The following is a 26,863-nucleotide window of genomic DNA, read 5'->3' on the forward strand; positions in this document are numbered from 1 at the left end:
AGAAGAAGGGGGTCCAGGGGGAATTCATTCCCCCTGGTCTGCCCCTGCCTTTCACTTGACCCAAAGAGCCATTCCGTCCCGCTGCGGATCGGCGCCGCCCGAGAACTTGCTATCCTGGATCAGGATCCCGTGCAGCGCGGCGAAGGCGTAGCTCTGCCAGCTGCGCTTGATGTCGTAGCCCTGGGCGGCGAGCTCGTCGGTGACGTAGTGGGGCACGCGGTTGGCGACGTCGATGCTGTCCGAGACCGCCACGATGCGCGGGGCGGCGACGGCTTCCAGCATCGACATGCCGAAGTCGATGACGTTCATGATGCCCTGGGCGACCGCGGGGGCGATGTAGCTGCCGCCAGGGGCGCCGATGACGATCTTGGGGCGGTCGCCGTCGAAGACGATGGTCGGCGCCGCCGAGCTGGCGCGGCGCTTGCCGGGCGCGATGGAGGCGGCGCGGCCGGGGCGGGGGTCGAAACGGCTCATGGTGCCGTTGTAGATGAAGCCCAGGCCGGGGCTGATCGCGCCCGACGGGCTGCCCAGGGTGTGGGTCAGGGCGACGGCGTTGCCGGCATCGTCGACCACCGAGATATGGGTGGTCTCGCGCTGCGACCTGTCGAGGCGCTTCACCGTGGCGCGCTCGCCGGCGCGGATCGAGGCGGCGAGGCCTGCACAATAGTCGCGGGAGATCAGGCGCTCGACGGGGACATCGACATAGGCGGGGTCGCCCATGTGGCGGTCCTTGTCGATGGTCATGCGCTTCATCGCCTCGGCGAGGAGGGCGATGTGCTCGGCGCTGTTGTGGTCGAGGCGGCCGAGCTCGAAGTTTTCCAGGATGTGCAGGATCTGCAGCATCAGCATGCCGCTGGCCGGCGGCGGGCTGGTGGAGATGCGGTGGCCGCGATACGCGCCCCAGAGCGGCTGCACGACGGACAGCTCGTAGGCGGCGAAGTCTTCCTTGCGCAGCAGGCCGCCGGCGGCCTGGAAGTCGGCGGCCATCTCCTCGGCCAGGGCGCCGTGGTAGAAGCTGTGGGCGCCCTCGGCGGCCAGGCGCTCCAGGCTGCGGGTGTGGTCGGGGTTGTGGATCTTGTCGCCGGGGCGCTTGACGCTGCCGTCGGGGCGGAAGAAGACCTCGCGGCCGGTGGGCGTCAGGCGCAGCTTGTCGGCGGTGTTGACCTGGCCGCTGCCGCCCTGGTCCTGGCTCCAGAACCAATGCATGTGCGGGCGCACCATGACGCCGCGCTTCGCCTGGGCGATGGCGGGCGCCATGGCCTCGGCCCAGTCGAGCGTGCCGTAGCGGGTCAGCGCCTCGGCATAGCCCTTGACGTTGCCGGGGGTGCAGACGGCAAGGTGGCCCTGCTCGCTGATGCCGCCTTCGAGCAGGAAGGCGAAGCCGTCGCGCGACTGGCCGAGCAGCTTGTCGGTCCACATGTCGGGCGTGGCCGCCAGGGGGGCGCGGGCGTAGAATTCCAGCACCTCGTGCAGGCCGCGCTTGGGCATGAAGACCTGCATGGAGCCGAAGCCGCCGATGCCGCACATCAGCGGGTCGACGACGCCCTGGACGAAGGCGGCGGCGATGCCGGCATCGACCGCGTTGCCGCCCCGCTTGAGCACCAGCGCGCCGGCTTCCACCGCTTCCGGCTGAGGCGCGACGATCATGCCGCCCATGGTCAGCGGCCCCGCTTGGTGGCGAGGACGCCGGCGAGGAAATCCTTCACCCGGTCCAGCACCTTGATGCGGTCATGCGAGACGCCGGGCACCAGGTCGAGCTGCACCGTGACGCCGGCTTTCTCGAAGGAGGCCGCCAGGGTCTTCAACCGATCGGGACGGGTCTTGCCGGCGTCGTTGGCGCCTTCCATCCAATAGGTGCCGCCGGGCTTGTGGGTGATTTCCCAGGTCTCGAGATCGGCGTCGCCGACGACCATCTGCACGGGGACTTTCTTCAGCGCCTCGCCGTCGAAGGTGATGCCGAACTTCTCGCCGATGTTGCGGATGCCGACCCACCAGTCGCGGTCGGGATCGAGCAGCGTCACCGAGCCCGGCGCGCCGATGCAGGCGGCCCAGAGCTTCTTCGGGTGCATGATGGCGAAGCGGTGGGTGAAGTGGCCGCCGCCGGAGAAGCCGAACATGGCGAAGGTCGACCAGTCCTGGCCGTATTTCTCGGCGACTTCCTTGACCATCTCGAGGACGAGCAGGTCGTAGCGGATATCGCCCTCAGCCATGTATTTGTAGCCGCTGCGGGCACCGTCGCCGCGGACGCCGACGGGAAAGATCGGGCAGAGGATGGCGACGTCGTTCCACTTGCCGAATTCCGAGAAGCCGTCGCGGAAGTCGAGGAAGGAGGTGCGCCCGGTGCCGTGCACCGCGACCAACAGATCGACCTTGGTGCCGCGGCCGACCTGGGGCGGCACGTAGAGGCAGTATTGGAAGCGGGGATCGGCCTTGCAGGAGAAGATGACGGTGGGGCCGAGGTCATAGATGGCCTTGGCGCGTGCCGTGGCTTCGGCTGTCGCGGGAGCGTCGGTCATGCGGACAATTTCCAGAAATAGATGAGGGGTCTGGGGAGAATACCTTCTCCCCAGCCTTGCTTGCTTAGCCGCCGACGCCCACCGCCAGCGTGTACTGATCCGCCCGCGTGGCGTAGGTGATCCCCTGCCGCCCCGCCCAGACCGACACCTCATGGTGCAGCGGCAGGATGGCGAAGTCGCGGAAGGCGATTTCCGAGGCCTCGGCCAGCAGCTTGTTGCGGGCCGCGTCGTCCATGGTGCGCAGCGCTTCCTGCAGCCGCTTGTCGAGCTCGGGGTTCGAGTATTGCCCGTTGTTCGAGGCGCCCATGCCGGCCTTGGCGTCGCGGGTGGCCAGCAGCGCCTTCAGCGGGTTGGAGGTCTCGCCGGTGTTCACGCCCCAGGCGCCCAGGTTGAAGCTGAACTCGCTGCGGGAGGAGCGGGCGGCATAGACCGACCAGGGCATGACGTCGGCCGTGGTCTCGATGCCGATGCGGGTGAACATCTGCGCCACGGCCTGCACGATCTTGGCGTCGTTGATGTAGCGGTCGTTCGGCCCGTGGATGGTCATGCGGAAGCCTTCCGCATAGCCGGCCTCGGCCAGCAGGGCCTTGGCGCGGTTGGGGTCGTAGGCGGGGACGGCCAGCGCGTCGGAGGTGCCGGCGGCGCCCTTCGGCAGCAGCTGGGAGGCGGGGACGGCGTCGCCCTCCATGACGCGATCGGCGATGGCCTGGCGGCTGATGGCGAGGCTCAGCGCCTGGCGGACGCGGGCATCCTTCAGCGGGTTCTTCGCCAGCGGCTTGCCGGCGCGGTCGGTGATGAAGGGGGTGACGTCGCGGTGCTGGTCCATCGACAGATAGACGACGCGGCTGGAGATGCCGCGGATCAGCTGGAAGCGCGGGTTCTCCTTGACGCGGCCGGTGCTCTGGGAGGGCACGGCCTCGATGATGTCGAAATCGCCGGAGAGCAGCGAGGCCAGGCGGCCGCCATCATCGGTGGCCGGCACAAGCAGAACTTCTTCCCAGGGAAGCTGGCCGCCCCACCATGTCGGGTTGCGCGCCAGCAGGATGCGGCTGCCCGGGGTGTATTGCTTCAGGACGAAGGGGCCGGTGCCGATGGCGCCGCTGCCGTCGTTGAACTGCGGCGTGGTCGCGTCCTTGGCCGAAGCGCGGATGATGCGGATGCGGCTGAGCGAATTCGGCAGCAGCGGGTCGGGCCCGTCGGTCTCGATGACCAGGGTATGCGGGTCAGGCGCGGTCATCGTCTTGATGCTGCGCGTGTAGGTGCGGAAGGAGGCGGTGCTGGGCAGGTCGTTGGCCCGGCGCAGCGAAACCATCGCGTCTTCCGCGGTGAAGGGGGACCCGTCGGTGAAGGTGACGCCCTGGCGGAGCTTGAGGACCCAGCGGGTGTCGCTCTCGGCGGTCCAGCTTTCGGCGAGGCCGGGGAGGGAGCGGGAGGCCGGGTCGTTGGTCACCAGCGCGTCGAAGATATGGCTGGCGACGGCGTTGTTCGGCGCGTTGCTCTGGAAATGCGGGTCCAGCGTGGTGTTGGGCGCCGCCATGCCGATGCGCAGGCGCTTGCCGCCGCCAGGCAGGGTCTGGCCGGAAGCCCCCTGGGCCAGGGCGGCCTCCAGCCAAGTGGTGCCGGCCAGCGCGGCGCCGAGCGTCGCCCGGGTCAGGAAGCGGCGGGTGGGGGTGAAGCCGGGCATGTCTTGGTCCTCCGCCGGGACGCCCGGCCGGGATGCATCAAAACTGGTGCCAATTTTGGTGTCAATCCGGCTTCGCGCGGCGAGGGGCAGTGGGGGAGGGCGAGCGGATATGCGCCCGCACCAGCGCGCGGTAGCGGGCGGCGTCGGCCTCGGCCAGGGCATCGACCATGGCATGGTGCTGCCGCGCCGATTCCGCCACCCAGCCCTGGCGGCCCCATTGGCTGAGGGGGGCGGCGGGCATGCGCAGCCTTGTCTCCATCACCTGGCGGGCCAGCTCCCGGTTCGGGCAGAGCTCCAGCAGCCCGGCATGGAAGGCCAGATTGGCCTCGTTCTGGTCCAGGATCGAGCGGTTTTCGGCGGCGTCGGAGAATTCCTGCGCCAGCGCCCGCAGCCGGGCCAGCTGCTCGGGCGTGGCGGGCAGGGCGACCATCTCGGCGGCGGCGACCTCGAGGATCAGCCGGACCTGGCGCAGCTCCTCCAGCCGGCGCGGGTCCAGCTGGTGCACGCGGTAGCCGTAGTTGGGCACATGCTCGACCAGGCGCTGCGCCACCAGCCGGTCCAGCACGCGGCGGACATCGCCGCGGGAATGGCCGTAGCGCTCCTGCAGCAGGATCTGCTTCAGCCACATGCCGGGGGCCAGCAGGCCGGCATGGATATCCTCGGCGATGGCCGTCTCCAGCGCGCGCACCGGGTCGGGCAGCACTGTCGGCAGCGGCGCAGGCTCGGCGAGGACGGCGGGGTCGGTCATGCAAGGCTCCTCGGTCTGCAGGACTGGTAGAGCCTGGGACCCCGCCGCGCCAAGCCCTGCAGGCGTGGCGGCGGGCGGTTGACATCCGGCGCGCTTGGCCGGCTAAATCGAAACGGAATTCCGAAATAGGAACGCCCCGACCGCGCCGAGAGGCGCTGGGAGGGGAAAAGCTGGGAAGGAAACTGACAAAGATGCGGCGTCGGCAATTGCTGGCGGCGGTGCCGGCGGGGCTTCTGCTGCCCCTGGCCCGCCCCTCCCTGGTGCGGGCCCAGTCCGAGCGCGTGCTGCGTTTCGTCCCCTTCGTCGACCTGTCGCTGCTCGATCCGGTGGCCACCACTGCGACGCCGACGCGCAACCATGCCTTCCTGGTCTATGACACGCTCTATGGCCTGGATGCCGAGTTCAAGCCGCAGCCGCAGATGGTCGCCGGCCATGTTGTCGAGGATGACGGCAAGCTGTGGAAGCTGACGCTGCGCCCGGGGTTGATGTTCCATGACGGCAGCAAGGTCACCGCGCGGGATTGCGTGGCCAGCATCCAGCGCTGGGCGTCGCGCGATTCCTTCGGCCAGGCGCTGACCGCGGCGACGGCGGAGCTCTCCGCCCCCGACGACACCACCATCCAGTTCCGGTTGAAAAAACCCTTCCCGCTGCTGCCGGCGGCGCTGGCCAAGGCCTCGCCCAGCATGTGCGCCATCATGCCGGAGCGTCTGGCCAAGACCGACCCGGCGCGGCAGGTGACCGAGATCATCGGCAGCGGCCCCTTCCGCTTCCTCGAGCGCGAACACCTGGCGGGTGCGAAGGCGGCCTATGCCCGCTTCGAAGGCTACCAGCCGCGGGGCGACGGCCAGGTTGGCGGCACCGCGGGGCCCAAGGTCGCGCATTTCGACCGCGTCGAATGGATCACCATGCCCGATCCTTCCTCGGCCTCCGCCGCGCTGCGGGTGGGCGAGATCGACTGGTGGGAGACGCCGTCCCCCGACCTGGCGCCGCTGCTGAAGCGCGACCGCAATGTCCGCGTCGAGGTGAAGGACCGCCAGGGGCTGACGCCGATCCTGCGCTTCAACTGCATCCAGCCGCCCTTCGACAATGTGGCGCTGCGCCGCGCCGTGCTGCGCGCCGTCGACCAGTCGGAATTCATGCAGTCCTACAGCAGCGATCCCGACACCTGGCACGTCAAGCTGGGCATGTTCTGCCCCGGCACGCCGATGGCCAACAATGCCGGCCTGGATGAGCTCTTCGGCCCCACCGACCTGGCCCGCGCCAAGAAGGAGATCGCGGAATCGGGGTATAAGGGCCAGAAGATCGCCTTCATGCTGCCGATGGACCATCCGGTCAGCGCGCCGCTCGGCCAGCTCGGCATCGACCTGTTCAAGCGCCTCGGCCTGAACGTCGAGGTGCAGGCGGTCGACAGCGGCACCCTGTTCCAGCGCCGCAACTCGCGCGAGCCGGTGGAGAAGGGCGGCTGGAGCATCTTCCCCTCGATGGTCTCGGGCCTGAACATCCTCGACCCGGCGGTCACCAGCGTCGCCCGCGCCAACGGGCTGCAGGGCTGGTACGGCTGGCCGGAAAGCCCCGAGGCCGAGCGCCTGCGCGACGCCTGGCTGGAGGAGCGCGACCTGGCCGCGCAGCAGAAGCTGGCCGCCGAGATCCAGCTGCAGGCCTGGCGCGACGCCACCTTCCTGCCGACCGGCCAGATCTTCCAGCCCATGGCCTGGCGCCGCAACATCGACGGCGTGCTCGACGGCTTCGTCAAGTTCTGGAACGTCCGGCGTGTCTGACAAGGATCAAGGCAACATGCGCAACCAGATCCGCGTCGGCCTGGTGGGCTATGGCGAGATCGGCAGCACGCTCGGCGCCGGGCTGCGCGCCAACGGGCTGGTCGAGGTGCTGAGCTACGACAACGGCGCCTTCGACGGGCCTTACGCGGCGCTGATCCAGCAGCGAGCCGCTGCGGCCGGCGTCACCCTGGTGGACAGCCCGGCGGCCCTCGTCGCCCGGGTCGACATCATCCTGGGCGTGACCCCCGGATCCTCCTCCGTCGCCAGCGCCGAAGCCTTCGCCCCGCATCTGAGGAGGGGGCAGATCTACGCCGACGTCGCCTCCGCCACCCCCAAGGTGAAGCAGGCGGTGGAACGGATCCTGGCGGGCACCGGCGCGCTGCTCGCCGATGCCTCCATCATGGGCACGCCGAAGGACGGGCTGGCCCTGCCCATCCTGTCCAGCGGCCCGGCCGCCCGTGCCGTGGCGGAGGCGCTGACCCCCTGGGGCATGCGCATCGACCCCGTCGAAGGCCCGCTCGGCACCGCCTCCGGCATCAAGATCATGCGCTCGGTCCTCATCAAGGGCATCGAGGCGCTGCTCGACGAAATGCTGCTCGGCGCCCGCTACTACGGGCTGGCGGACACGGTGATGGCCTCGGCCGCCAGGACCCTGCAGAAGCCGCTGGACGAGCTGGCGGCGGGGATGCTCACCACCGGCGTCATCCACGCCAGGCGCCGCGCGGAGGAAGTGGCGATGGCGGCAGAAGCGCTCGCCGATGCGGGGGTCGAGCCGATGGTCACCCGGGGGACCGAAGCGCGGCTCCGCTGGGTCGAAAGCCTGGACCTGAAGACGCATTTCGAAGGCAAGGTGCCGGAAGATCTGGAGACGGCGCTTCAGGCCATCGAAAGCAAAAGCAGGTAAGATTCCGGGGGCATTGAATGCCCCCGGACCCCCACGTCAGAAAGCGAGGCGGCTGCCCAGGCCGCGCGACAGCCCCCGCGCCATCTCCAGCAGCACCGGGCCCGCGACAGCCGCCGCCTCGCGCGTGAAGCGCGTCACCGGGCCACTCAAGGTCAAGGCGCCCACAAAAACATCCTCGGCACCGAAGACCGGCGCCGCCATCCCCGCCGCATGCGGATCATGCGCCCCCGAGGTGTAAAGCGGAAACCGCGTCGCCTCGGCCTCGCCCGCCAGCTCGACAGAAGAAAAAAGTCGCAGCACCTGCGCGATGGCCGAGGTATCCATCGGCAGCAGATCCCCAGCCCGCACATGCAGCCGCAAGCGCTGCGGGGAATCGACGCGGAACAGGCACAGCCGCTGCTCGCCGCGCCGGATGTAGAAGGCGGCACTTTCTCCGGTCGCCGCCACCAGCCGCTCCAGCACCGGCATCACATGTGCCTCCAGCCGGAAGGACTGCTGGTAGATCGCGCCCAGCCGCAGCAGCTCCGCCTCCAGCCGGTAGCTGCCGTCCGGCAGCCGGCCGAGATAGCCATGCGCCTCCAGCGACACCGCCAGCCGCATGATCGTGCTCTTCACCAACCCGGTGCGGGCCGACAGCTCGGCCAGGCTCACCGCCCCGTCGCCCTTGCGGAAGGCGCTCAGCAGGGTGAGCGTGCGCTCGGCCGAGGCCACCCCCTCCAGTGCCGGCGCCTGGTCTGCGCTTCGTTTCATGGTCGCGAGAGTTACTGGCCCGGCTGGCTCCCCGCAAGCACGACCCCGAAATGGCGTTGCGTTTTATCCAGCCTGCCCCCCTGTCCAGCCCGGCGCTTTGGCGCGAGACTGCCGGCCGCTTTCGAACGGAGAGACAAAGCCATGCCCATCGGTTTCCGCATCCTGCCCCGCGCGCGCCAGGTCGATGCCGCGACGGCCGAGCGCTTCCGTGCGCTGCCGGTGGCCAATATCAGCGACTGCATGTCCCGCATGACCGCCGGCGGCCCGCGCCTGCGCCCGATGCATTCGGGTGGCGTGCTCTCCGGCCCGGCCCTGACGGTGAAGACCCGCCCCGGCGACAACCTGATGATCCACAAGGCCATCGGCCTGGCGCAGCCCGGCGACGTCATCGTCGTCGATGCCGGCGGCGACCTGACCAACGCCCTGATCGGCGAGCTGATGCTGGCCCAGATGGTCAAGAAGAACCTCGGCGGCATCGTCATCAACGGCGCCATCCGCGACAGCGGCGCCATCCGCGCCCAGGATTTCCCGGTCTATGCCGCCGGCGTCACCCATCGCGGCCCCTACAAGGACGGTCCGGGCGAGATCAACGTCACCATCGCCCTCGACGGCATGGTGATCGAGCCTGGCGACCTGATCGTCGGCGACGAGGACGGCCTGCTCTGCGTCCCCTTCGACGACGTGGCCGCGCTCGAGGCCGCGACGCTGGCCAAGAACGCCGCCGAGCAGAAGACCATCGCCGCCATCGCCGATGACAGCAACGACACGGCCTGGGTCGACGCCGCGCTGCGCCGGAACGGCTGCGAAGGTCTCTGACGCCGATCGTCGGGGGGAGGGCGCCTTCCCCCCGGCTTCTCCTGCCGCCGATCCGCGCCTAGTCTCGTGCTGCAACGCAGCGCATGGAAGGGCATCATGGACAGGCAGCAAGCCGGGCTGGCGACGCTCGAGACGGACCTGGCCCGCGACCTGCAGCGCCTGACCCTGCCCGCCGCCGCCTGGCCCGCCGAGCGCCACGGCCCCGACGGCGCGCCGATGCCCGACGTGCTGGTGATCGGCGCCGGCATGTATGGCGTGGCCGCCGCCGCCGCCCTGACCTTCAAGGGCATCCGCAACATCCAGGTACTGGACCGCGCCCCCGAAGGCCTGGAAGGCCCCTGGGTCACCACCGCGCGGATGCGGACGCTCCGCAGCCCGAAGCACCTGCCGGGCATCGACCTCGGCATCCCCTCCCTGACTTTCCGCGCCTGGTTCGAGGCGGCCCACGGCGCCGAGGCCTGGGACCCGCTCTACAAGATCCTCAATGCCGAATGGCAGGACTACATCACCTGGGTCCGCCGCGCGCTGCGCCTGCCGGTCGCCAATGGCGTCGAGGTGCTGGCCGTCCACCCTTCCGCGGACCATGTCGGCGTCACCCTGCGCGACGCTTACGGCACCCGGCGGGTCGCGACCCGCCGCCTCGTCATGGCCAGCGGCCGCGCCGGCACCGGCGGGCCCAGCCTGCCGCCGGGCGTCGACCCGGCGCTGTTCCCGAAGCTGGCCGCCCACAGCAACGACGTCATCGACTTCGCGGCGCTGCGCGCGAAGCGCGTCGCGGTGATCGGCGCCGGCCCGTCCTCCTGGGACAATGCGGCGGCGGCGCTGGAGGCGGGGGCGGCGCGCGTCGACCTCTATATCCGCCGCCGCGTGCTGCCCCAGGTCAACAAGGGCCGTGGCTCGGCCAACCAGGGCTTCTTCGAGGGCTGGCCCTCCCTGCCGGCGGCCGAGAAATGGCGCCTGCTGGCCTATATGCACGACGTCCAGTCGCCGCCGCCGCATGAAAGCATTCTCCGCGTTCTCGACCAGCCGGGCTTCCATGTCCATCTTGGCACGCCGCTGCGGGGCGCGGTGGCGGGGCAGGGGGGTGGCGTCGCGCTCACCGTGGGCGATGGCCAGGCGGCCTCCGCGGATTTCCTGATCTTCGGCACCGGCTTCAGCATCGACATGGCCCGCATCGCCGAGTTTGCCTCCTTCGCCGGCGACATCGCCCTCTGGGCCGACCGCTACACCCCGCCGCCCGGGCTGCAGCGTGCCGAGATCGCCCGCTTCCCCTGGCTCGACGCCGGCTTCGAGCTGACCGCGCGCGACCCGGCGGCGACCCCCGGCCTGTCGCGCATCCACCTGTTCAACCACGCCGCCATGGCGAGCCTCGGCGCCATCGCTTCCGACGTTCCGGGCGTCTCGATCGGCGCGGGCCGGCTGGCGCGGCAGATCGCGGCGGCCATCTTCGCCGAGGATATCGACGTGATGCGCGCCCGGCTGGAGGCCTTCGACGAGCCGGAACTCAAGGGCACCCCCTTCTTCGCCCTCTAAACCCGCTGCGCCGCGGGTATTTCCGCGGGGATGTTTTTCTCCGCGATGGCCAGCGGGGAGCATGGGCATCCTCCCCCGCCACCCCGCCGCGCAGAGAACTGTTTTTCGCCACATTTCCGTTTGACTCGAAAAGAGTCGTGCATTCCTGATAAGACGATCAGCCAACGTTAAACCCCTGGCTGGGAAGCTGTCAGGAGTTCCCGATGTCCGACCCCGTCCTGCCGCGCCGCCGTCTCCTGGGTGCCCTCGGCGCCGCTGGCCTCGCGCTGCCGCTCGCCGGCTTCGCGCCGCTCGGCGCCGACCGCCGTGCCTTCGAGGCCATGCTGGCCGAGCAGGGCCGATGCCTGACACCTCTGCCCACGGCCGCCCCTGGCGCCGCGCCGAAGAAGCTGACGCTGGCGTGGAACGCCACCTCCATCTGCACCTCGCCGATCGAGGTCGCCCGCCGCTCCGGCATCCTGGCCCGGCATGGCCTCGAGGTGGAGCTGGTGAATTTTGGCGGCTCCACCGAGGCGCTGCTGGAAGCCATCGCCACCCGCAAGGCCGATGCCGGCGTCGGCATGGCGCTGCGCTGGCTGAAGCCGCTGGAAATGGGCTTCGACGTCAAGATCACCGGCGGCACCCATGGCGGCTGCATGCGGCTGGCGGGGCCCGCGGCCAACCAGCTGACCACCGACATCAACTCGATCCGCGGCAAGACCATCGCCGTCAGCGACATGGCCGGCGCCGACAAAAATTTCTTTTCCATGCTGCTGAAGCGGCGTGGCATCGACCCGGACCGCGACGTCACCTGGCGCGTCTTCCCGGCGCATGTCTTCGGCCTGGCCATCGAGCGCGGCGAGGCCCATGCCTTCGCCGCCGGCGACCCGATCGCCTGGACCCTGATCCGCGACAAGCAGTTCGTCGAGGTCGCCAGCAACCTGACCGGCGAATGGGCGCAGCGCGCCTGCTGCATCATCGGCGTCTCGGGCTCCCTGGTGAAGAACGAGCCGCAGGTGGCCGCCGCCCTGACCCGCGCGCTGATCGAGGCGCAGCAGCTTTCCGCCCATGACCCGAAGATCGCCGCCGACGCCTTCATGGACTATGCCCCCGGCCGCGTCAGCCGCGACGACCTGATCGCCATGCTGCAGAGCCACACCCATGGCCACACCCCTGCCGGCACCGACATCCGCCGCGAGATCGAGCTCTATGCCGAGGAGCTGAAATCGGTCGGCGTCATGCGCGCCAACACCGACCCCAAGCGCTTCGCCGAGCGCGTCACCGCCGACGTGCTGAGCGTCTGATGAGCGGCGCCGTCATCGCCGGTGGGTTGGGGGATGCTGCCTCCACCCGCCCCGGGCCCTGGTTCGGCGGGGTCGTCGCCGGCCTGGCCTGGCTCGCCGCCGCCGCCATCACCAGCCTGGCCCCCGACGAGATCGAGGTCGGCCGCACCCAGGAGCTGGCGGCCTTCGCCCTGCTGCTGGGCGCCTCCCTGGTCGTCGCCGGCCTCGCCGCGCCGCTGCTGGGGCAACTCGGCCAGCGGCTGCGCACCCTCGGCCCCTGGCTGACCGTGCTCGGCCTCGCCCTGATCGGCTGGGAGCTGCTGACCGCCAAGCTGGCCATCCTGCCGCTGCCCTTCTTCGCCTCGCCCCAGGGGCTGCTGGAGGTCTATCTGGAGGACTGGCCGCGCCTCGGCGAAAGCGTCCTCCGCTCGCTCTGGCTGCTGCTGACCGGCTATGCCATCGGCGCCGCGGCCGGCTTCGTCGCCGGGGTGGCGCTCGGCTGGTCCAAAGCCATCGGCTACTGGGTGCATCCGGTGCTGCGCCTGGTCGGGCCGCTGCCGGCCACCGCCTGGCTGCCCATCGCCTTCTTCGCCTTCCCCTCCAGCGGCAGCGCCAGCACCTTCCTGGTCGCGCTGGCCACCTGGTTCCCGGTCACCGTGCTGACCTGGTCCGGCGTCGCCGGCGTCAACCGCGCCTATTACGACATCGCCCGGACGCTGGGCGCCTCGCAGACCTTCCTGGTCCTCAAGGTCGCCATCCCCGCCGCCCTGCCGCAGGTCTTCGTCGGCCTCTTCATGGGCCTCGGCGCCTCCTTCTCGGTCCTCGTCGTGGCCGAGATGCTGGGCGTGAAGGCGGGGCTGGGCTGGTACCTGCAATGGGCCCAGGGCTGGGCCGCCTATGGCAACATGTATGCGGCCCTGCTGGTCATGGCGCTGATGTGCTCGACCCTGGTGACGCTGCTGTTCAAGGGCCGCGACCGCGTGCTCGCCTGGCAGAAGGGGACCGTCCGGTGGTGAGCGCAGCCGTCGCAGCGACGACCCAGGATGCCGCCGGCATGGCCGTCGATGTCCGCCACGCCAGCCAGGCTTTTCTTCTCGAAGGCCAGCCGCTGCCGGTGCTCGACAACGTTTCTCTCAATGTGAAACCGGGCGAGTTCGTCGCCTTGCTCGGCCCCTCGGGCTGCGGCAAGTCGACCCTGCTGCGCCTGCTGGCCGGGCTGGACGCGCCCACCGGCGGCACGCTGACCGGCGACGGCGCCCCGATCGACGCGCCCGACCCGTCCCGCGTGCTGGTCTTCCAGGACCCCACCCTCTACCCCTGGCGCACCGTGAAGGCGAACGTGGCCCTGGGCTTGGAGGCGCGGGGAATCCTGAAGCGCGAAGGCCATCGCGTGCAGCAGGCGATCGACCTGGTCGGGCTGACCGGCTTCGAGACCGCCTATCCGCACCAGTTGTCCGGCGGCATGTCGCAGCGCGTGGCGCTCGCCCGCGCTTTGGTCAACGACCCGCGCCTGCTGCTGCTGGACGAGCCGCTGGGCAAGCTCGACAGCCTGACCCGCCTGTCCATGCAGGCCGAGCTGGTGCGCCTCTGGCAGCGCTCGGGCCTCACCGCCATCCTGGTCACGCATGACGTCGAGGAGGCGCTGATCCTGGCCCAGCGCGTCATCATCTTCTCGCCCCGCCCGGCCCGCATCACCGCCGAGCTCATCGTCGACCGCCCCTATCCCCGCCACCGCGATGACCCGGAGCTGGTGGCGCTGCGCCGCGAGGCGCTGGGCCTGCTCGGCCTGGCCGACTGAGCGCGAGGAAACCCTGCCCATGACCGAGAAGACCCTGCATCCCGAGACCCTGGCGCTGCATGCCGGCTGGCGCGCCGCGCCCGGCCATGGCGCCGTCGCCGTGCCGATCTACCAGACCACCTCCTTCCAGTTCGACAGCAGCGAGCATGCCCGCAGCCTCTTCGCGCTGGAACAGGCCGGCTTCATCTATTCCCGCACCGGCAACCCGACGGTCGACGTGCTGGAGCAGCGCCTGGCCGCGCTCGAAGGCGGTGCGGCGGCGCTGGCGCTGGCCTCCGGCCAGGCGGCCTCCGCCTTCTCGATCCTGGCCCTGGCCCAGGCCGGCGACAACATCGTCTCCTCGACGGATCTCTACGGCGGCACCTGGAATCTTTTCGCCAACACCCTGAAGCGCCAGGGCATCGAGGTCCGCTTCGTCGACCCGTCCGACCCGGAAAACTTCCACCGCGCCACCGACGACCGCACCCGCGCCTATTACGGCGAGACGCTCCCTAACCCGAAGCTGGTGGTGTTTCCGATCGCCGAGGTCGCGGCCATCGGCCGGCCGCTCGGCATCCCGCTGATCCTGGACAACACGGCCGCGCCCCTGCTGGCGCGCCCCTTCGACCATGGCGCGGCGATCGTGGTCTACTCGGCGACGAAGTTCATCGGAGGCCACGGCACCAGCATCGCCGGCGCGGTGATCGACGGCGGCAATTTCGACTGGCGCGCGGTCCCGGAACGCCAGCCCGCCCTCAACACGCCCGACGCCAGCTATCACGGCGCCATCTGGACCATCGACGCGCCGAAGCGTGGCCTGCCGCCTTATGCGGTCGCCGTCCGCGCCTCGGTGCAGCGCGACCTGGGCGCGCCGCTCTCGCCTTTCAACGCCTTCCAGATCCTGCAGGGGATCGAGACCCTGCCGCTGCGCATCGCCCGCCACAGCGCGACCGCGGCCGGCATCGCCCGATGGCTGGCGCAACGGCCGGAAGTGACCCGCGTCATCCATCCCTCGCTGCAGGCCGGCACCGCGCGCGCCCGGGCGGACAAATACCTGCAGGGCGGCTTCGGCGGCCTGGTCGGCATCGAGCTCGCTGGCGGGCGCGAGGCCGGCCAGCGCTTCATCGATGCGCTGGAACTGCTCTACCACGTGGCCAATATCGGCGACGCCCGCTCGCTCGCCATCCACCCGGCCAGCACCACCCACAGCCAGCTCTCGGCCGAGGAGCAGGCGCTGACCGGCGTGACGCCGGGCTATGTGCGGCTGTCGATCGGGCTCGAGCACCCGGACGACATCAAGGCCGATATCGAAAGAGGCCTGAGCGCCGCAGGCCATCTAGCTCAGGCAGCAGAATAGACGGCTGCGGGAAGGAATTCTGCCCGCAAACGTACAGGTTTGCGCCCATCTTTTTTCTGTCAGTCTGTGAAAGAGAAGCCAGGAACAACGATGTCGACCACAGCAACCCTCGCGACGCTTCCCACCCTCGACATCAGCCAGCTCGACGGGCCGAACCACAAGGACTTCCTGGATCAGCTCCGCACCGCCGCGCGCGAGGTCGGCTTCTTCTACCTCGCCGGCCACGGCGTGCCCGAGGAACTGGCCCAGCAGGTGCGCGACCTCTCGCGCGCCTTCTTCGATCTGCCCGAAGGAGAGAAGCTGAAGGTCCAGATGATCCACTCGCCGCATTTCCGCGGCTACAACCGCGCCGGCCTCGAGCTCACCCGCGGCAAGCCCGACTGGCGCGAGCAGTTCGACATCCACGCCGAGCGCGACCCACTGCCACAGACGGCCGGCAGCCCCGCCTGGTCCCGCCTGCGGGGCCCCAACCTCTGGCCCGACGAAGCCCTGCCGGCGCTGCGGCCCACGCTGCTGGAATGGCAGGCCCGCCTGACCGAGGTCGCCATCCGCCTGGTCGGCGCCTTCGCCGAGGCGCTGGTGGGCGACCGCCAGGCGCTGGAAGCCATCTATGCCGGCAGCCCCAACCAGACCATGAAGATCATCCGCTACCCCGGCCGCAGCTCGGACGAGCCCGACCAGGGCGTCGGCGCCCACAAGGACAGCGGGCTGCTGACCTTCGTGCTGCAGGACGAGATCGGCGGGCTGCAGGTGCAGACCGAGGATGGCTGGATCGACGCCGTCCCCCGCCCCGGCACCTTCGTGGTCAATATCGGCGAGCTGCTGGAGCTGGCCTCCAACGGCTACCTCAAGGCCACCGTCCACCGCGTCGTCAGCCCGGCCGCCGGGCGCGAGCGCTTCTCCATCGCCTTCTTCCTCGGCGCCCGCCTCGATGCCGAGGTCCCGCTGCTGGCCCTGCCGCCGGCGCTGGCCGCCGAGGCGCAGGGACCGGCCAGCGACCCGGACAACCCGCTGTTCCGCAATGTCGGCGCCAACTACCTGAAGGGCCGGCTGCGCTCGCATCCCGACGTGGCGCAGCGCTACCACGCCGATTTGTTGGGCTGATCCGCGCCCACTGGCCGGGCTTCGCGTTGAAGCAGGAGACCATCACCGCCGAAGCTTGGCCACGGGAACACGGCGCTTTCTGTTGCATCCCGGCGCGCCGCGCCGGATGCTCCCTCTGCCAGGAGGTTTCCCATGACGGGTTCCGACGAACAGGCTTCGATCCACGCCGCCGCGCGCGCCTGGCGCCGGCGCGACCTGATGCTCGGCGCGGCGGCCCTGCTGCCGTCCGGCGTCGCCTTCGCCCAGGGCGGCGGGCAGCTGCTGAACGTCTCCTACGACCCGACCCGCGAATTCTACCGCGAGTTCAACACTGGCTTTGCCGAGCGCTGGAAGGCGCAGTCCGGCCAGGCGATCCGCGCCTCCTCCTCGCATGGCGGCTCGGGGCGGCAGGCGCGGGCGGTGATCGACGGGCTGCAGGCCGATGTCGTCACCCTGGCGCTGGCCTATGACATCGACGCCATCGCCGAGCAGGGGCTGATCGCCGCCAATTGGCAGTCCCGCCTGCCGCAGAACAGCGCGCCCTATACCAGCACCATCGTCTTCCTGGTCCGCAAGGGCAATCCGAAGAACCTGCGCGACTGGGGCGACCTGGCCAAGCCCGGCGTCGCGGTGATCACGCCCAACCCCAAGACCTCGGGCGGGGCGCGCTGGAACTATCTGGCCGGCTGGGCCTGGGCGCTGCGCCAGCCCGGCGGCAGCCCGGACACCGCCCAGGCCTATATCGCGGCGCTGTTCAAGAACGTCCCCGTGCTCGACACCGGGGCGCGCGGCTCCACCACCAGCTTCGTCCAGCGCGGCCAGGGCGACGTGCTGCTGGCCTGGGAGAACGAGGCGCATCTGGCCTTCGCCGAATTCGGCAACGACAAGTTCGACATCGTCTATCCGCCGCTCTCCATCCTGGCCGAGCCCCCGGTCGCCGTGGTCGACCGCAATGTCGACCGCCGCGGCACCCGCGCCGCGGCCGAAGCCTATCTCCAGGCGCTCTACGCCCCGGAAGGCCAGGCCCTGGCCGCCAAGCATTTCTACCGCCCGCGCGATGCCGGCGTGCTGGCGGCCCATAAGGCGCGCTTCCCGCAGCTGGAGCTGGTCACCATCGACGACCCGGCCTTCGGCGGCTGGAAGACCGCCCAGGCGACGCATTTCAACGATGGCGGGCTGTTCGACCGCCTCTACCAGCCCGGACGTTAGCCAAAGCATGCGGCAGCGCTCCTTGCCCGGCTTCGGCGCCAGCCTCGGCGTGACGCTGGTCTGGCTGGTCGGGCTGGTGCTGCTGCCGCTGCTGGCCCTGCTGCTGCGCCCCTGGGAGCTCGGGCCGCTCGGCGTCTGGAGGTCGCTCGCCGAGCCGCGGGTGCTGGCGGCGCTGCGCCTGTCCTTCCTCGGCGCGCTTGCCGCCTCGGCGGCCATGCTGCCGCTCGGGCTGCTGGTGGCCTGGGTGCTGGTCCGCTACCGCTTCCCCGGCCGCCGCCTGCTGGACGGGGTGGTCGACCTGCCCTTCGCCTTGCCCACCGCCGTCGCCGGCCTGGCGCTGACCGCGCTCTACGCCCCGAATGGCTGGCTGGGCGAGCCGCTGGCGGCGCTCGGCCTCAAGGTCGCCTACACGCCGCTGGGCGTCGGCCTGGCCATGGCCTTCGTGGGGCTCCCCTTCATCGTCCGCACCGTCGAGCCGGTGCTGCGCGACCTGCCGCTGGAGGCCGAGGAAGCCGCCGCCACCCTCGGCGCCAGCCGCGCCCAGGTGATCCGGCGCGTGGTGCTGCCGGCGCTCGCCCCGGCGCTGCTGGCCGGCTTCGCCATGGCCTCGGCGCGCGCCATCGGCGAATATGGCAGCGTCATCTTCATCGCCGGCAACATGCCCATGGTCAGCGAGATTGCCCCGCTTCTGATCGTCGTCCGGCTGGAGCAGTTCGACTACGCCGGCGCCGCCGCCGTCGGCCTGGCCATGCTGGCGCTGTCCTTCCTGTTGCTGCTGGCCCTGAACCTGGCCACCCGCTTCTGGCGCCGCGCATGACCCCGCGCCCCGCCATCGCCGAGCCGCGCTGGGCCCGCATTGTCCTCTGCGTGCTGGCGCTGGTGCTGCTCGGCCTGTTCCTGGTGCTGCCGCTGGCCGCCGTCTTCACCGAGGCGCTGCGCCGCGGCTGGGGCCCGGTCTGGCAGGCGCTGTCCGACCCGGACGCCATCGCCGCCATCGAGCTGACCCTGCTGGTCGCCGCCATCGCCGTGCCGGTGAACACCATCGGCGGGGTGGCCGGCGCCTGGTGCATCGCCAAGTTCGACTTCCCCGGCCGCGCCCTGCTGCTGGCGCTGATCGAGCTGCCCTTCTCCGTCTCGCCGGTGATCTCCGGCCTGGTCTGGGTGCTGCTGTTCGGCGCGCATGGCTGGTTCGGGCCCTGGCTGCAGGCGCATGACCTGCAGATCGTCTTCGCGCTGCCGGGGCTGGTGCTGGCCACGCTGTTCGTCACCTTCCCCTTCGTCGCCCGCACCCTGATCCCGCTGATGCAGGAGCAGGGCCGCAGCGCCGAGGAAGCCGCCGCGACCCTCGGCGCCTCCGGCTGGCAGACCTTCTTCCGCGTCACCCTGCCGGAGATCCGCTGGGCGCTGCTCTCCGGCGTGCTGCTCTGCAATGCCCGCGCCATGGGGGAATTCGGCGCGGTCTCCGTCGTCTCCGGCCATGTGCGGGGAGAGACCAACACCATGCCGCTGCATATCGAGATCCTGTACAACGAGTACCAGTTCGTCGGCGCCTTCGCGGTGGCGGCGCTGCTGGCGCTGCTGGCCCTGGTGACGCTGGCGGCCAAGGCGCTGCTGGAACGCGGCGGCCCGCGCGGAAGCCTCGCCGCATGAGCCTCGAGCTCCGCGGCCTCAGCCGCCGCTTCGACAACGCCCAGGCGCTGCGCGACATCGCGCTGCAGGTGGATGGCGGGGAATTCGTGGCGCTGCTGGGCCCTTCGGGCTCGGGCAAGACCACCTTGCTGCGCATCCTGGCCGGGCTCGACTTCCCCGACCAGGGCGAGGTGCGGATCGACGGCCAGGACATGGCCCAGGTGCCGGCGCGGCACCGCCGCATCGGCTTCGTCTTCCAGCACTACGCGCTGTTCCGCCATATGACGGTCTTCGAGAACGTCGCCTTCGGCCTGCGCGTCCGCCCCCGCGCCAGCCGCCCGCCCGAGGCCGAGATCGCCGCCCGCGTCCGCCGCCTGCTGGAGCGGATGCAGATCGCCGAGCTCGAGCGCCGCCTGCCCGAGCAGATCTCCGGCGGCCAGCGCCAGCGGGTCGCGCTGGCCCGGGCGCTCGCCATCGAGCCGCGCCTGCTGCTGCTGGACGAGCCCTTCGGCGCCTTGGACGCCGAGGTGCGCAAGGGGCTGCGCCACTGGCTGCGGGCGCTGCATGTCGAGCTCGGCCTGACCAGCCTCTTCGTCACCCATGACCAGGACGAGGCCATGGAGCTGGCCGACCGCGTCGCCGTCATGCAGGCCGGCCGCATCGTGCAGTTCGACACCCCGGCCCGCATCCTGGACCAGCCGGCCAATGGCTTCGTCGCCGGCTTCATCGGCCAGGCGCAACGCTTCGCTGGCCGGCTGACCAGCCAGGAGCTGATCTTCGAAGGCCTGCCCCTGGCCCCGCTGCCGCGCGCCCTGCTGCTGGGCGAGGCCGCCGCGGGAGCCGGGCAGGGGCCTGCCGAGGCGTTCGTGCGGACCCATGAATGGCAGGCGACGCCCGGGCCGGGCAATGCCGTGCTGCGCTCGGCGCGGGCCGCAGGCGGCCGGGTCCAGGCCGTCTTCGCCGTCGGGCCGGCGCTGATCGAAGCCGAGATCCCTCCGGGCCTGCTGGAGCCGGGGGAGACCTGCCAGCTGGACCCGCTGACCGCCCGCGTCTTCCTGGCCGATACGCCTTTCGCCACCGGCTGAGGCATTGCGCGAGAAAATCGACTATAGCTCTCCCCGGACGGTGGTGATGGTGGAAGCAATGGCCGAGGCGCGATTGAGCCTGCGCGTCGATCTGGGCGCGCGCCGGCTGGGACCCGGCAAGGTGCAGCTGCTGGAGGCGATCGCCCGCGACGGCTCGATCTCGGCCGCGGCGCGCAGCCTGGGCATGTCCTATCGCCGGGCCTGGGAGCTGGTGGAGGACCTGAACACCACCTTCGGCGCCCCCGTCGCCGCCACGGCGACCGGCGGCAGCAAGGGCGGCGGCGCCCGGCTGACCGAACTGGGCGAGGCGGTGGTGGCGCAGTTCCGGGCGCTGGAGGCCGCCGCCGCGGCGGCCGCGGCGCCCCATCTCGCGGCGCTGCTGGCCCGCCTGCCAGCGGCCGCCGAAGAGGACTGAGCCGCGCGTGGCAATTGAGAGCGATCGCAAGGCTGCTAGGCTGCGCGCGTCGGGCGCGCTGGCTTGCGAGTCGGGCAAGCCGGCCGGGCGCACGGGTTGTTGCGCAGTCTTCGGGGGCTTCCCATTTCCCCTGCGCCACCCGCGGCTTGCGCCGCTTTATCCCCAAGTCATCCACAACAAGTAGCGTCAGCAGGGCAACCGGCCCCTAGATATTGTGTTTTCGGGGTGGCATTCTCGGGGCCGAGGCATGGAGGTGACGCCCCTCCCGACCGGCTTCCGGCCCCGCCGCCCTTGGGCGCGCGCGGCCAGGACCTGTCGTCCGAAATGCCCTCCGCAGCCCAGTTGAAGGCCACCGCCATGTCCGCATACGACACGCTCGCCGATCCCCAAGCCACGTCCGCCGGCAAGCCCGGCGCCGCGCCGGCGAGCGCGCAGGTGATCCGCCGCGACGGCCGGGCGGCCCCCTTCAACCCGGGCAAGATCAGCATCGCGCTGACCAAGGCCTTCCTGGCGGTGGAGGGGCAGTCCGCCGCCTCCTCGCACCGCATCCATGAGATCGTGGCGGGGCTGACCGAACAGATCGTCGCCGGCCTGACGCGCCACACCGGCGCCGACCGGATCTTCCACATCGAGGATGTGCAGGACCAGGTCGAGCTGGCGCTGATGCGCGGCGGCCACCACAAGGTGGCGCGCGCCTATGTGCTCTACCGCGAGGACCGGGCGCGCGAGCGGGCGGCGGTGGCGGCCGTCAGCACCCCCTCGGCGCCGGCGCTGCAGGTCAAGGGCCGCGACGGCGTGCTGCGGCCGCTGGACGCCGCGGCCCTGGCGCGCGCGGTGGCCGAGGCCTGCGAGGGGCTGTCCGATGTGACGCCCGAGCCGGTGCTGGCCGAGACCCGGCGCAACCTCTATGACGGCATCAGCGAGGACGAGCTGGCCCAGGCGCCGATCCTGGCCGCCCGCACGCTGATCGAGCAGGAGCCCAACTACAGCCAGGTCAGCGCGCGCCTGCTGCTGGCCGAGCTGCGCCGCGAGGCGCTGGTCTTCGTCGAGGGCACGCCCGCCACCAGCCAGGCCGAGATGGCCGCGCGCTACCCCGAGTATTTCGGCGCCTATATCGCCCGCGGCATCGAGCACCAGCTGCTGAACCCCGAGCTGGCGCAGTTCGACCTGGCCCGCCTCGGCGCCGCGCTGAAGCCGGAACGCGATCTGCAGTTCCAGTATCTCGGCTTCCAGACGCTCTACGACCGCTACCTGCAGCAGACCCAGGGCATCCGCTTCGAGATGCCGCAGGCCTTCTTCATGCGCGTCGCCATGGGGCTGGCGCTGCGCGAGATCGACCGCGAGGCGCGGGCGATCGAGTTCTACGACCTGATCTCCTCCTTCGACTTCATGTGCTCGACGCCGACCCTGTTCAACAGCGGCACGCGGCATTCCCAGCTTTCTTCCTGCTTCCTGACCAGCGTGCCTGACGACCTGGACGGCATCTTCGGCGCGATCCGTGACAATGCGCTGCTGGCGAAATATTCGGGCGGCATCGGCAATGCCTGGACCCGGGTGCGCGGCCTCGGCGCGCATATCCGCGGCACCAATGGCCAGAGCCAGGGCATCGTTCCCTTCCTGAAGGTCGCGAACGACACCGCGATCGCCGTCAACCAGGGCGGCAAGCGCAAGGGCGCGGTCTGCGCCTATCTCGAGACCTGGCATATCGACGTCGAGGAGTTCCTCGACCTGCGCAAGAACACCGGCGACGACCGCCGCCGCACGCATGACATGAACACCGCCAACTGGGTGCCGGACCTGTTCATGCAGCGCGTCGAGGCCGATGGCGAATGGACGCTGTTCTCGCCGGACGAGGTGCCCGACCTGCACGAGCTCTACGGCATCCCCTTCCGCGAAGCCTATGAGCGCTACGAGGCCAAGGCCCGGGCCGGCGAGATCAAGGTGCACAAGACGGTGCGCGCGCTCGAGCTGTGGCGCCGCATGCTGACCATGCTGTTCGAGACCGGCCATCCCTGGATGACCTTCAAGGACCCGTGCAACCTGCGCTCGCCGCAGCGCCATGCCGGCGTGGTCCACTCGTCCAACCTCTGCACCGAGATCACGCTGAACACGTCTGACAGCGAGGTCGCGGTCTGCAACCTGGGCTCGATCAACCTCGGCCAGCATGTGACGGAGAAGGGTCTGGATCGCGACCGGCTGGCGCGCACCATCCGCACCGCCATGCGGATGCTGGACAACGTCATCGACGTCAATTTCTACACCATCCCGCAGGCCCGCCGCTCCAACCTGCGCCACCGCCCGGTCGGCATGGGGCTGATGGGCTACCAGGACGCGCTGCATGCGCTGCGCCTGCCGCTGGCCTCCGACGAGGCGGTGCGCTTCGCCGATGAGAGCATGGAGCTGATCAGCTACCACGCCATCGAGGCCTCGGTGGAGCTGGCGGCCGAGCGCGGCGCCTATGCCTCCTTCCCCGGCTCGCTGTGGAGCCAGGGCATCCTGCCGCATGACAGCGTCGACTTCGTCGCCGAGGCGCGCGGCGGCCTGGACCTGGATCGCTCCGCCGCCCTCGACTGGACCGGCCTGCGCGAGCGGGTGAAGACCATCGGCATGCGCAACTCCAACGTGATGGCGATCGCGCCGACGGCGACGATCTCCAACATCGTCGGCGCCACCCAGTCGATCGAGCCGACCTTCCGCAACCTCTATGTGAAGGCCAACATGTCGGGCGACTTCACGGTGGTGAACCCGTCCCTGGTGCGCGACCTGAAGGCGCTGGAGCTCTGGGACCCCGTCATGGTCTCCGACCTGAAGTATTACGACGGCAGCCTGGGCGCCATCGACCGCATCCCCGCAGAGCTGAAGTCGCTCTACGCCACCGCCTTCGAGGTCGATGTCTCCTGGCTGGTCGAGGCCGCGGCGCGCCGCCAGAAGTGGATCGACCAGGCGCAGTCGCTGAACCTGTACCTGGCCAATCCGAACGGCCGCAAGCTGGACGCGCTGTACCGCCTGGCCTGGCGGCGCGGGCTGAAGACCACCTACTACCTGCGCACCCAGAGCGCGACGCATGTCGAGAAGTCGACGCTGAAGACCTCGGACGGCAAGCTGAACGCGGTGAAGGTGGCGCCCGCCGCCGCGCCGGCGCCGCAGCCCGCCGCCGTGGTCGCGGCCCCGCCGCCGCCGGCCCCCTCCGCCGTGGTGAACGCGGCGCCGAAGCCGGTGCCGGCGACCGAGGTCGGAAACTTCTGCTCGCTCGACGACCCCACCTGCGAAGCCTGCCAGTAAGGAACGGACCTGATGGACACCAACATGCTCGACTGGTCCGATCCGGCGCCCGTGGCGCCGGCCCCTGGCGCGGCGCCGCAGCCCGCGCAGAAGCTCGAAGCCGGTGATGCCACCGGCCTCGGCGCCATCGACGAGAGCGGCGGCCGCGTCTCGGTCGACGACAAGGCGATGATCAATTGCCGCGCCGACGTGAACCAGCTGCTGCCGCTGAAGTACCGCTGGGCCTGGGAGAAGTATCTCTCGGCCTGCAACAACCACTGGATGCCGACCGAGATCTCCATGCAGGCGGATATCGCCCAGTGGAAGTCGCGCGACGCGCTGACCGAGGAGGAGCGCCGCGCGATCAAGCGCAACCTTGGCTTCTTCGCCACCAGCGAGAGCCTGGTCGCCAACAACATCGTGCTGGCCGTCTACCGCCACCTGACCAACCCGGAATGCCGCCAGTACCTGCTGCGCCAGGCCTTCGAGGAGGCGGTGCACACCCACACCTTCCAGTACATCGTGGAAAGCCTCGGCCTCGACGAGGGCGAGCTGTTCAACATGTATCGCGAGGTGCCCTCGATCACCGCCAAGGCGGCCTGGGCGCTCAAATACACGCAGAACCTGTCGGATCCGGCCTTCGCCACCGGCACGCCGGACAACGACCGCGCCTTCCTGCGCGACCTCATCGCCTTCTACGTCGTCTTCGAAGGCATGTGGTTCTACACCGGCTTCGCGCAGATCCTGTCGCTGGGCCGGCGCGGGCGGATGGTCGGCATCGCCGAGCAGTACCAGTACATCCTGCGCGACGAGAGCATCCACCTGAACTTCGGCATCGACGTGATCAACCAGATCCGCGCCGAGAATCCGGGGCTCTGGACCCGCGAATTCGCGGAGGAGGTGCGCGGCATGCTGCGCGAGGCCTGCGAGCTGGAGGTGGCCTATGGCCGCGACACCATGCCGCGCGGCTTCCTCGGGCTGAACGCCGCGCTCTGCGAGCAGTACATGCATTTCATCACCAACCGGCGCTGCGCCCAGCTGGCGCTCGCCCCGGTCTTCCCGGAGGCGGAGAACCCGTTCCCCTGGATGTCCGAGGTGATGGACCTGAAGAAGGAGAAGAACTTCTTCGAGACCCGCGTCATCGAGTACCAGAATGGCGGCGCGCTGAGCTGGGACTGACGCCGCGGCTGCGGGGCGGCCGCGCGCCGCCCCGTGCCGGCCCTGGCGTTCCTGTGATCGTGACCTTGGCCGCCGGCGCTCGACCCGGCGGGCGCCCTGGTCGATGCTGCTTCCTCCGGTCTCGCAACGAGTCCATCCGCCCCTGCCGCGAGAGGAAGCCCTGCCATGGCCCGCCCCCTTCCCGGATCCGCTCGTCGCCGGACGCTCGGCGCCCTGGCGGGGACCGGTCTGCTGGCGGCCTGCGGCGCCGCATCCCCGCGGCTGCGCCTGGGCGACAGCCCGCCCGAGGACGTGCCGCCGCTGGTCCCGGACGCGCTGGAGCGGGCGCTGGCCGCTCTGCCAGAGGATGTCGAGGCGATCCGCGGGCCGGCCGGCGTGCCCGGCGTCGCGGTGGCGGTGGTCGCCGGCGGCCAGCGGCGCTTCGCCCGCGGCTTCGGCCGGCGCCGCATCGACCAGGCCGCGCCGGTGACGACCGAGACCGTCTTCCAGATCGCCTCGCTGTCCAAGCCGCTCGCCGCCAGCGTCGTCGCCACCCAGGTCGCCGCCGGCCGCTGCGCCTGGGACGATCCGGCGCAGCGCCATCTGCCCTGGCTGCGGCTGTCCGACCCCGGGATCGCCGCCCGCGCCAGCATCGGCGACTTCATGGCGCATCGCACGGGCCTGCCCGCCTATGCCGGCGACCAGCTGGAGGATCTGGGCTTCGGCCGCCGCGCCATCCTGGAGCGGCTGCGGCTGCTGCCGCTGCGGCCGTTCCGCGCCTCCTACGCCTACAGCAATTTCGGCCTCACGCTGGGCGCCGAGGCCGCCGCCGCAGCCGCCGGCCAGGACTGGGAAAGCCTGGCGGAGAGCGCGCTCTACCGGCCGCTCGGCATGGGCGCCACCAGCTCCCGCCATGCCGATTTCCTGGCGCGCGCCGACCGCGCCGTCCTGCATGCCCGCACGCCCGAGGGGTTCCGCCCGCTCTACGACCGCGACGCCGATGCGCAGTCGCCGGCCGGCGGCGTGTCTTCCAATGTGCTGGACCTGGCGGCCTGGATGACCATGCTGCTGGCCGGCGGCGCGCCGCTGGTGCCGGCCGAGGCGCTGGCGCCGGCCTTCCAGCCGCAGGCCCTCTCCGCACCCGGCCATGTCCCCGGCGCGCGTCCCGGCTTCTACGGCTTCGGCTTCAATGTCGGCGTGGGTCCTGGCGGACGCGTGATGCTGGGCCATTCCGGGGCCTTCCTGCTGGGCGGCGCCACGGCGATGCAGCTGCTGCCGGGCGAGGGCATCGGCATCGTCGTGCTGACCAATGCCGCGCCGGTCGGCGTCGCCGAGGCCATCGCCGCGACCTTCCTCGACCGGCTGCAATTCGGCGCGCCGCAGCGGGACTGGGCCGCCACCTTCGGAGAGGCCTTCGCCGCCTTCTTCGCGCCGGAGGGCGACCTGGCCGGGAAGACGCCGCCGGTCCCCGCCACCGCGCCGCGCGCGCCCGAGGCCTGTCTCGGCCGCTACGACAATGCCTTTCACGGCCCGGCCGAGGTGGTGCGTGGACCGTCGGGCCTGCTGCTGCGCCTGGGTCCGAAAGCGGTGGACATGCCGCTGCTGCCCTGGGATGGCGATGACTTCGCCATGGCGCCGGGTGGCGAGAACGCGCCGCCAGGCTCGCTGGCCAGCCTCCGCTTCGACATGGCAGGCGGGCGGGCTGTCGGGTTTCGCGCGCAGTACTACGACGCCAGCGGGCTGGGCCGCTGGACGCGCTGAGCTAGCGCGGCCCACCCGGCGGCGGACCGCCGCCCATCCCGCCCGGTCCCCCGAACGGCATGCGGGGCGGCAGAGCGCCGGGCCCAGAGCCCGGCGCTCTGCCGCCCCGCATGCCGTTCGGGGGACCGGGCGGGATG

The 26,863-nt window shown here is 70.8% G+C and carries 22 protein-coding genes; 17 read left to right on the forward strand and 5 right to left on the reverse strand.

Annotated features, from left to right (window positions below; all coding sequences use genetic code 11):
• Positions 1 to 51: 51 nt before the first annotated feature.
• The 4 genes from ggt to BKE38_RS04995 form a co-directional block, all read right to left on the reverse strand.
• Positions 52 to 1,647 (reverse strand): gamma-glutamyltransferase, encoded by a 1,596-nt coding sequence (ggt, locus tag BKE38_RS04980; RefSeq protein ID WP_242662215.1) that lies wholly within the window; start codon positions 1,645 to 1,647, stop codon positions 52 to 54.
• 11 nt (positions 1,648 to 1,658) lie between these two features.
• A complete protein-coding gene (locus tag BKE38_RS04985) occupies positions 1,659 to 2,516 on the reverse strand; it encodes an alpha/beta hydrolase family protein (protein ID WP_076956261.1) in 858 nt (285 codons plus the stop codon).
• A 64-nt stretch (positions 2,517 to 2,580) separates the two neighbouring features.
• Entirely contained in the window at positions 2,581 to 4,200 is a 1,620-nt protein-coding gene (locus tag BKE38_RS04990) for an ABC transporter substrate-binding protein (RefSeq protein WP_076956262.1), read from the reverse strand.
• Between the two features lie 61 nt (positions 4,201 to 4,261).
• Positions 4,262 to 4,948, reverse strand: a complete 687-nt coding sequence (locus BKE38_RS04995) for a GntR family transcriptional regulator (RefSeq protein WP_076956263.1) — start codon at positions 4,946 to 4,948, stop codon at positions 4,262 to 4,264.
• A gap of 191 nt (positions 4,949 to 5,139) precedes the next feature.
• On the opposite strand from BKE38_RS04995, the gene BKE38_RS05000 reads away from it, so the two are divergent.
• A complete protein-coding gene (locus tag BKE38_RS05000) occupies positions 5,140 to 6,726 on the forward strand; it encodes an ABC transporter substrate-binding protein (RefSeq protein WP_076956264.1) in 1,587 nt (528 codons plus the stop codon).
• A gap of 16 nt (positions 6,727 to 6,742) precedes the next feature.
• On the forward strand, positions 6,743 to 7,630 hold the full coding sequence (locus tag BKE38_RS05005; RefSeq protein WP_076956265.1) for an NAD(P)-dependent oxidoreductase: 888 nt from the start codon (positions 6,743 to 6,745) through the stop codon (positions 7,628 to 7,630).
• A 36-nt stretch (positions 7,631 to 7,666) separates the two neighbouring features.
• On the opposite strand, the gene BKE38_RS05010 is transcribed toward BKE38_RS05005, so the two are convergent.
• Positions 7,667 to 8,380, reverse strand: a complete 714-nt coding sequence (locus tag BKE38_RS05010) for an IclR family transcriptional regulator (protein ID WP_076956266.1) — start codon at positions 8,378 to 8,380, stop codon at positions 7,667 to 7,669.
• Positions 8,381 to 8,521: 141 nt separating this feature from the next.
• Between BKE38_RS05010 and BKE38_RS05015 the strand changes: the two genes are divergently transcribed.
• From BKE38_RS05015 to BKE38_RS05085, 15 genes are all read left to right on the forward strand, one after another.
• Positions 8,522 to 9,196 carry an RraA family protein gene (locus BKE38_RS05015; RefSeq protein WP_076956267.1) on the forward strand — a complete coding sequence of 225 codons (675 nt, stop codon included), beginning with the start codon at positions 8,522 to 8,524 and terminating at the stop codon, positions 9,194 to 9,196.
• Positions 9,197 to 9,292: 96 nt separating this feature from the next.
• Positions 9,293 to 10,729, forward strand: coding sequence for an NAD(P)-binding domain-containing protein (locus BKE38_RS05020; RefSeq protein WP_076956268.1), 1,437 nt, complete (start codon positions 9,293 to 9,295; stop codon positions 10,727 to 10,729).
• 203 nt (positions 10,730 to 10,932) lie between these two features.
• The gene (locus BKE38_RS05025; protein ID WP_076956269.1) at positions 10,933 to 12,012 is read left to right on the forward strand and encodes an ABC transporter substrate-binding protein; all 1,080 of its coding nucleotides are present in this window, start codon (positions 10,933 to 10,935) and stop codon (positions 12,010 to 12,012) included.
• Complete coding sequence (locus BKE38_RS05030; RefSeq protein ID WP_076956270.1) at positions 12,012 to 13,007, forward strand: ABC transporter permease; 996 nt, start codon at positions 12,012 to 12,014, stop codon at positions 13,005 to 13,007. The genes BKE38_RS05025 and BKE38_RS05030 overlap by 1 nt, the downstream gene beginning before the upstream one ends.
• Positions 13,008 to 13,045: 38 nt before the next feature.
• Positions 13,046 to 13,789 (forward strand): ABC transporter ATP-binding protein, encoded by a 744-nt coding sequence (locus BKE38_RS05035; RefSeq protein ID WP_207553494.1) that lies wholly within the window; start codon positions 13,046 to 13,048, stop codon positions 13,787 to 13,789.
• A gap of 19 nt (positions 13,790 to 13,808) precedes the next feature.
• Complete coding sequence (locus BKE38_RS05040; protein ID WP_076956272.1) at positions 13,809 to 15,125, forward strand: O-acetylhomoserine aminocarboxypropyltransferase/cysteine synthase family protein; 1,317 nt, start codon at positions 13,809 to 13,811, stop codon at positions 15,123 to 15,125.
• A 90-nt stretch (positions 15,126 to 15,215) separates the two neighbouring features.
• Positions 15,216 to 16,229: an isopenicillin N synthase family dioxygenase gene (locus BKE38_RS05045; RefSeq protein ID WP_076956273.1), complete on the forward strand. Its 1,014-nt coding sequence runs from the start codon at positions 15,216 to 15,218 to the stop codon at positions 16,227 to 16,229.
• A gap of 198 nt (positions 16,230 to 16,427) precedes the next feature.
• Positions 16,428 to 17,417, forward strand: coding sequence for a sulfate ABC transporter substrate-binding protein (locus BKE38_RS05050; RefSeq protein ID WP_076956285.1), 990 nt, complete (start codon positions 16,428 to 16,430; stop codon positions 17,415 to 17,417).
• 7 nt (positions 17,418 to 17,424) lie between these two features.
• Positions 17,425 to 18,234, forward strand: coding sequence for a sulfate ABC transporter permease subunit CysT (gene cysT, locus BKE38_RS05055; RefSeq protein ID WP_076956274.1), 810 nt, complete (start codon positions 17,425 to 17,427; stop codon positions 18,232 to 18,234).
• Complete coding sequence (cysW, locus tag BKE38_RS05060) at positions 18,231 to 19,067, forward strand: sulfate ABC transporter permease subunit CysW (protein ID WP_076956275.1); 837 nt, start codon at positions 18,231 to 18,233, stop codon at positions 19,065 to 19,067. Before cysT ends, cysW begins: the two co-directional genes overlap by 4 nt.
• Positions 19,064 to 20,131: a sulfate/molybdate ABC transporter ATP-binding protein gene (locus BKE38_RS05065; protein WP_076956276.1), complete on the forward strand. Its 1,068-nt coding sequence runs from the start codon at positions 19,064 to 19,066 to the stop codon at positions 20,129 to 20,131. The genes cysW and BKE38_RS05065 overlap by 4 nt, the downstream gene beginning before the upstream one ends.
• 46 nt (positions 20,132 to 20,177) lie before the next feature.
• Positions 20,178 to 20,546 (forward strand): winged helix-turn-helix domain-containing protein, encoded by a 369-nt coding sequence (locus BKE38_RS05070; protein ID WP_207553492.1) that lies wholly within the window; start codon positions 20,178 to 20,180, stop codon positions 20,544 to 20,546.
• Positions 20,547 to 20,903: 357 nt separating this feature from the next.
• On the forward strand, positions 20,904 to 23,828 hold the full coding sequence (locus tag BKE38_RS05075) for a ribonucleoside-diphosphate reductase subunit alpha (protein ID WP_076956286.1): 2,925 nt from the start codon (positions 20,904 to 20,906) through the stop codon (positions 23,826 to 23,828).
• Positions 23,829 to 23,840: 12 nt separating this feature from the next.
• A complete protein-coding gene (locus tag BKE38_RS05080; RefSeq protein WP_207553493.1) occupies positions 23,841 to 24,986 on the forward strand; it encodes a ribonucleotide-diphosphate reductase subunit beta in 1,146 nt (381 codons plus the stop codon).
• 165 nt (positions 24,987 to 25,151) lie between these two features.
• Positions 25,152 to 26,726: a serine hydrolase domain-containing protein gene (locus BKE38_RS05085; protein ID WP_076956278.1), complete on the forward strand. Its 1,575-nt coding sequence runs from the start codon at positions 25,152 to 25,154 to the stop codon at positions 26,724 to 26,726.
• Positions 26,727 to 26,863: the final 137 nt, after the last annotated feature.

The organism is Teichococcus deserti, assembly GCF_001982615.1.
GTDB lineage: Bacteria > Pseudomonadota > Alphaproteobacteria > Acetobacterales > Acetobacteraceae > Pseudoroseomonas > Pseudoroseomonas deserti.

Coding starts and splice junctions, on each gene's coding strand:
- ggt (WP_242662215.1), bottom strand. CDS start 1,647: ATGATCGTCGCGCCTCAGCCGGAAGCGGTGGAAGCCGGCGCGCTGGTG.
- BKE38_RS04985 (WP_076956261.1), bottom strand. CDS start 2,516: ATGACCGACGCTCCCGCGACAGCCGAAGCCACGGCACGCGCCAAGGCC.
- BKE38_RS04990 (WP_076956262.1), bottom strand. CDS start 4,200: ATGCCCGGCTTCACCCCCACCCGCCGCTTCCTGACCCGGGCGACGCTC.
- BKE38_RS04995 (WP_076956263.1), bottom strand. CDS start 4,948: ATGACCGACCCCGCCGTCCTCGCCGAGCCTGCGCCGCTGCCGACAGTG.
- BKE38_RS05000 (WP_076956264.1), top strand. CDS start 5,140: ATGCGGCGTCGGCAATTGCTGGCGGCGGTGCCGGCGGGGCTTCTGCTG.
- BKE38_RS05005 (WP_076956265.1), top strand. CDS start 6,743: ATGCGCAACCAGATCCGCGTCGGCCTGGTGGGCTATGGCGAGATCGGC.
- BKE38_RS05010 (WP_076956266.1), bottom strand. CDS start 8,380: ATGAAACGAAGCGCAGACCAGGCGCCGGCACTGGAGGGGGTGGCCTCG.
- BKE38_RS05015 (WP_076956267.1), top strand. CDS start 8,522: ATGCCCATCGGTTTCCGCATCCTGCCCCGCGCGCGCCAGGTCGATGCC.
- BKE38_RS05020 (WP_076956268.1), top strand. CDS start 9,293: ATGGACAGGCAGCAAGCCGGGCTGGCGACGCTCGAGACGGACCTGGCC.
- BKE38_RS05025 (WP_076956269.1), top strand. CDS start 10,933: ATGTCCGACCCCGTCCTGCCGCGCCGCCGTCTCCTGGGTGCCCTCGGC.
- BKE38_RS05030 (WP_076956270.1), top strand. CDS start 12,012: ATGAGCGGCGCCGTCATCGCCGGTGGGTTGGGGGATGCTGCCTCCACC.
- BKE38_RS05035 (WP_207553494.1), top strand. CDS start 13,046: ATGGCCGTCGATGTCCGCCACGCCAGCCAGGCTTTTCTTCTCGAAGGC.
- BKE38_RS05040 (WP_076956272.1), top strand. CDS start 13,809: ATGACCGAGAAGACCCTGCATCCCGAGACCCTGGCGCTGCATGCCGGC.
- BKE38_RS05045 (WP_076956273.1), top strand. CDS start 15,216: ATGTCGACCACAGCAACCCTCGCGACGCTTCCCACCCTCGACATCAGC.
- BKE38_RS05050 (WP_076956285.1), top strand. CDS start 16,428: ATGCTCGGCGCGGCGGCCCTGCTGCCGTCCGGCGTCGCCTTCGCCCAG.
- cysT (WP_076956274.1), top strand. CDS start 17,425: ATGCGGCAGCGCTCCTTGCCCGGCTTCGGCGCCAGCCTCGGCGTGACG.
- cysW (WP_076956275.1), top strand. CDS start 18,231: ATGACCCCGCGCCCCGCCATCGCCGAGCCGCGCTGGGCCCGCATTGTC.
- BKE38_RS05065 (WP_076956276.1), top strand. CDS start 19,064: ATGAGCCTCGAGCTCCGCGGCCTCAGCCGCCGCTTCGACAACGCCCAG.
- BKE38_RS05070 (WP_207553492.1), top strand. CDS start 20,178: ATGGTGGAAGCAATGGCCGAGGCGCGATTGAGCCTGCGCGTCGATCTG.
- BKE38_RS05075 (WP_076956286.1), top strand. CDS start 20,904: ATGTCCGCATACGACACGCTCGCCGATCCCCAAGCCACGTCCGCCGGC.
- BKE38_RS05080 (WP_207553493.1), top strand. CDS start 23,841: ATGGACACCAACATGCTCGACTGGTCCGATCCGGCGCCCGTGGCGCCG.
- BKE38_RS05085 (WP_076956278.1), top strand. CDS start 25,152: ATGGCCCGCCCCCTTCCCGGATCCGCTCGTCGCCGGACGCTCGGCGCC.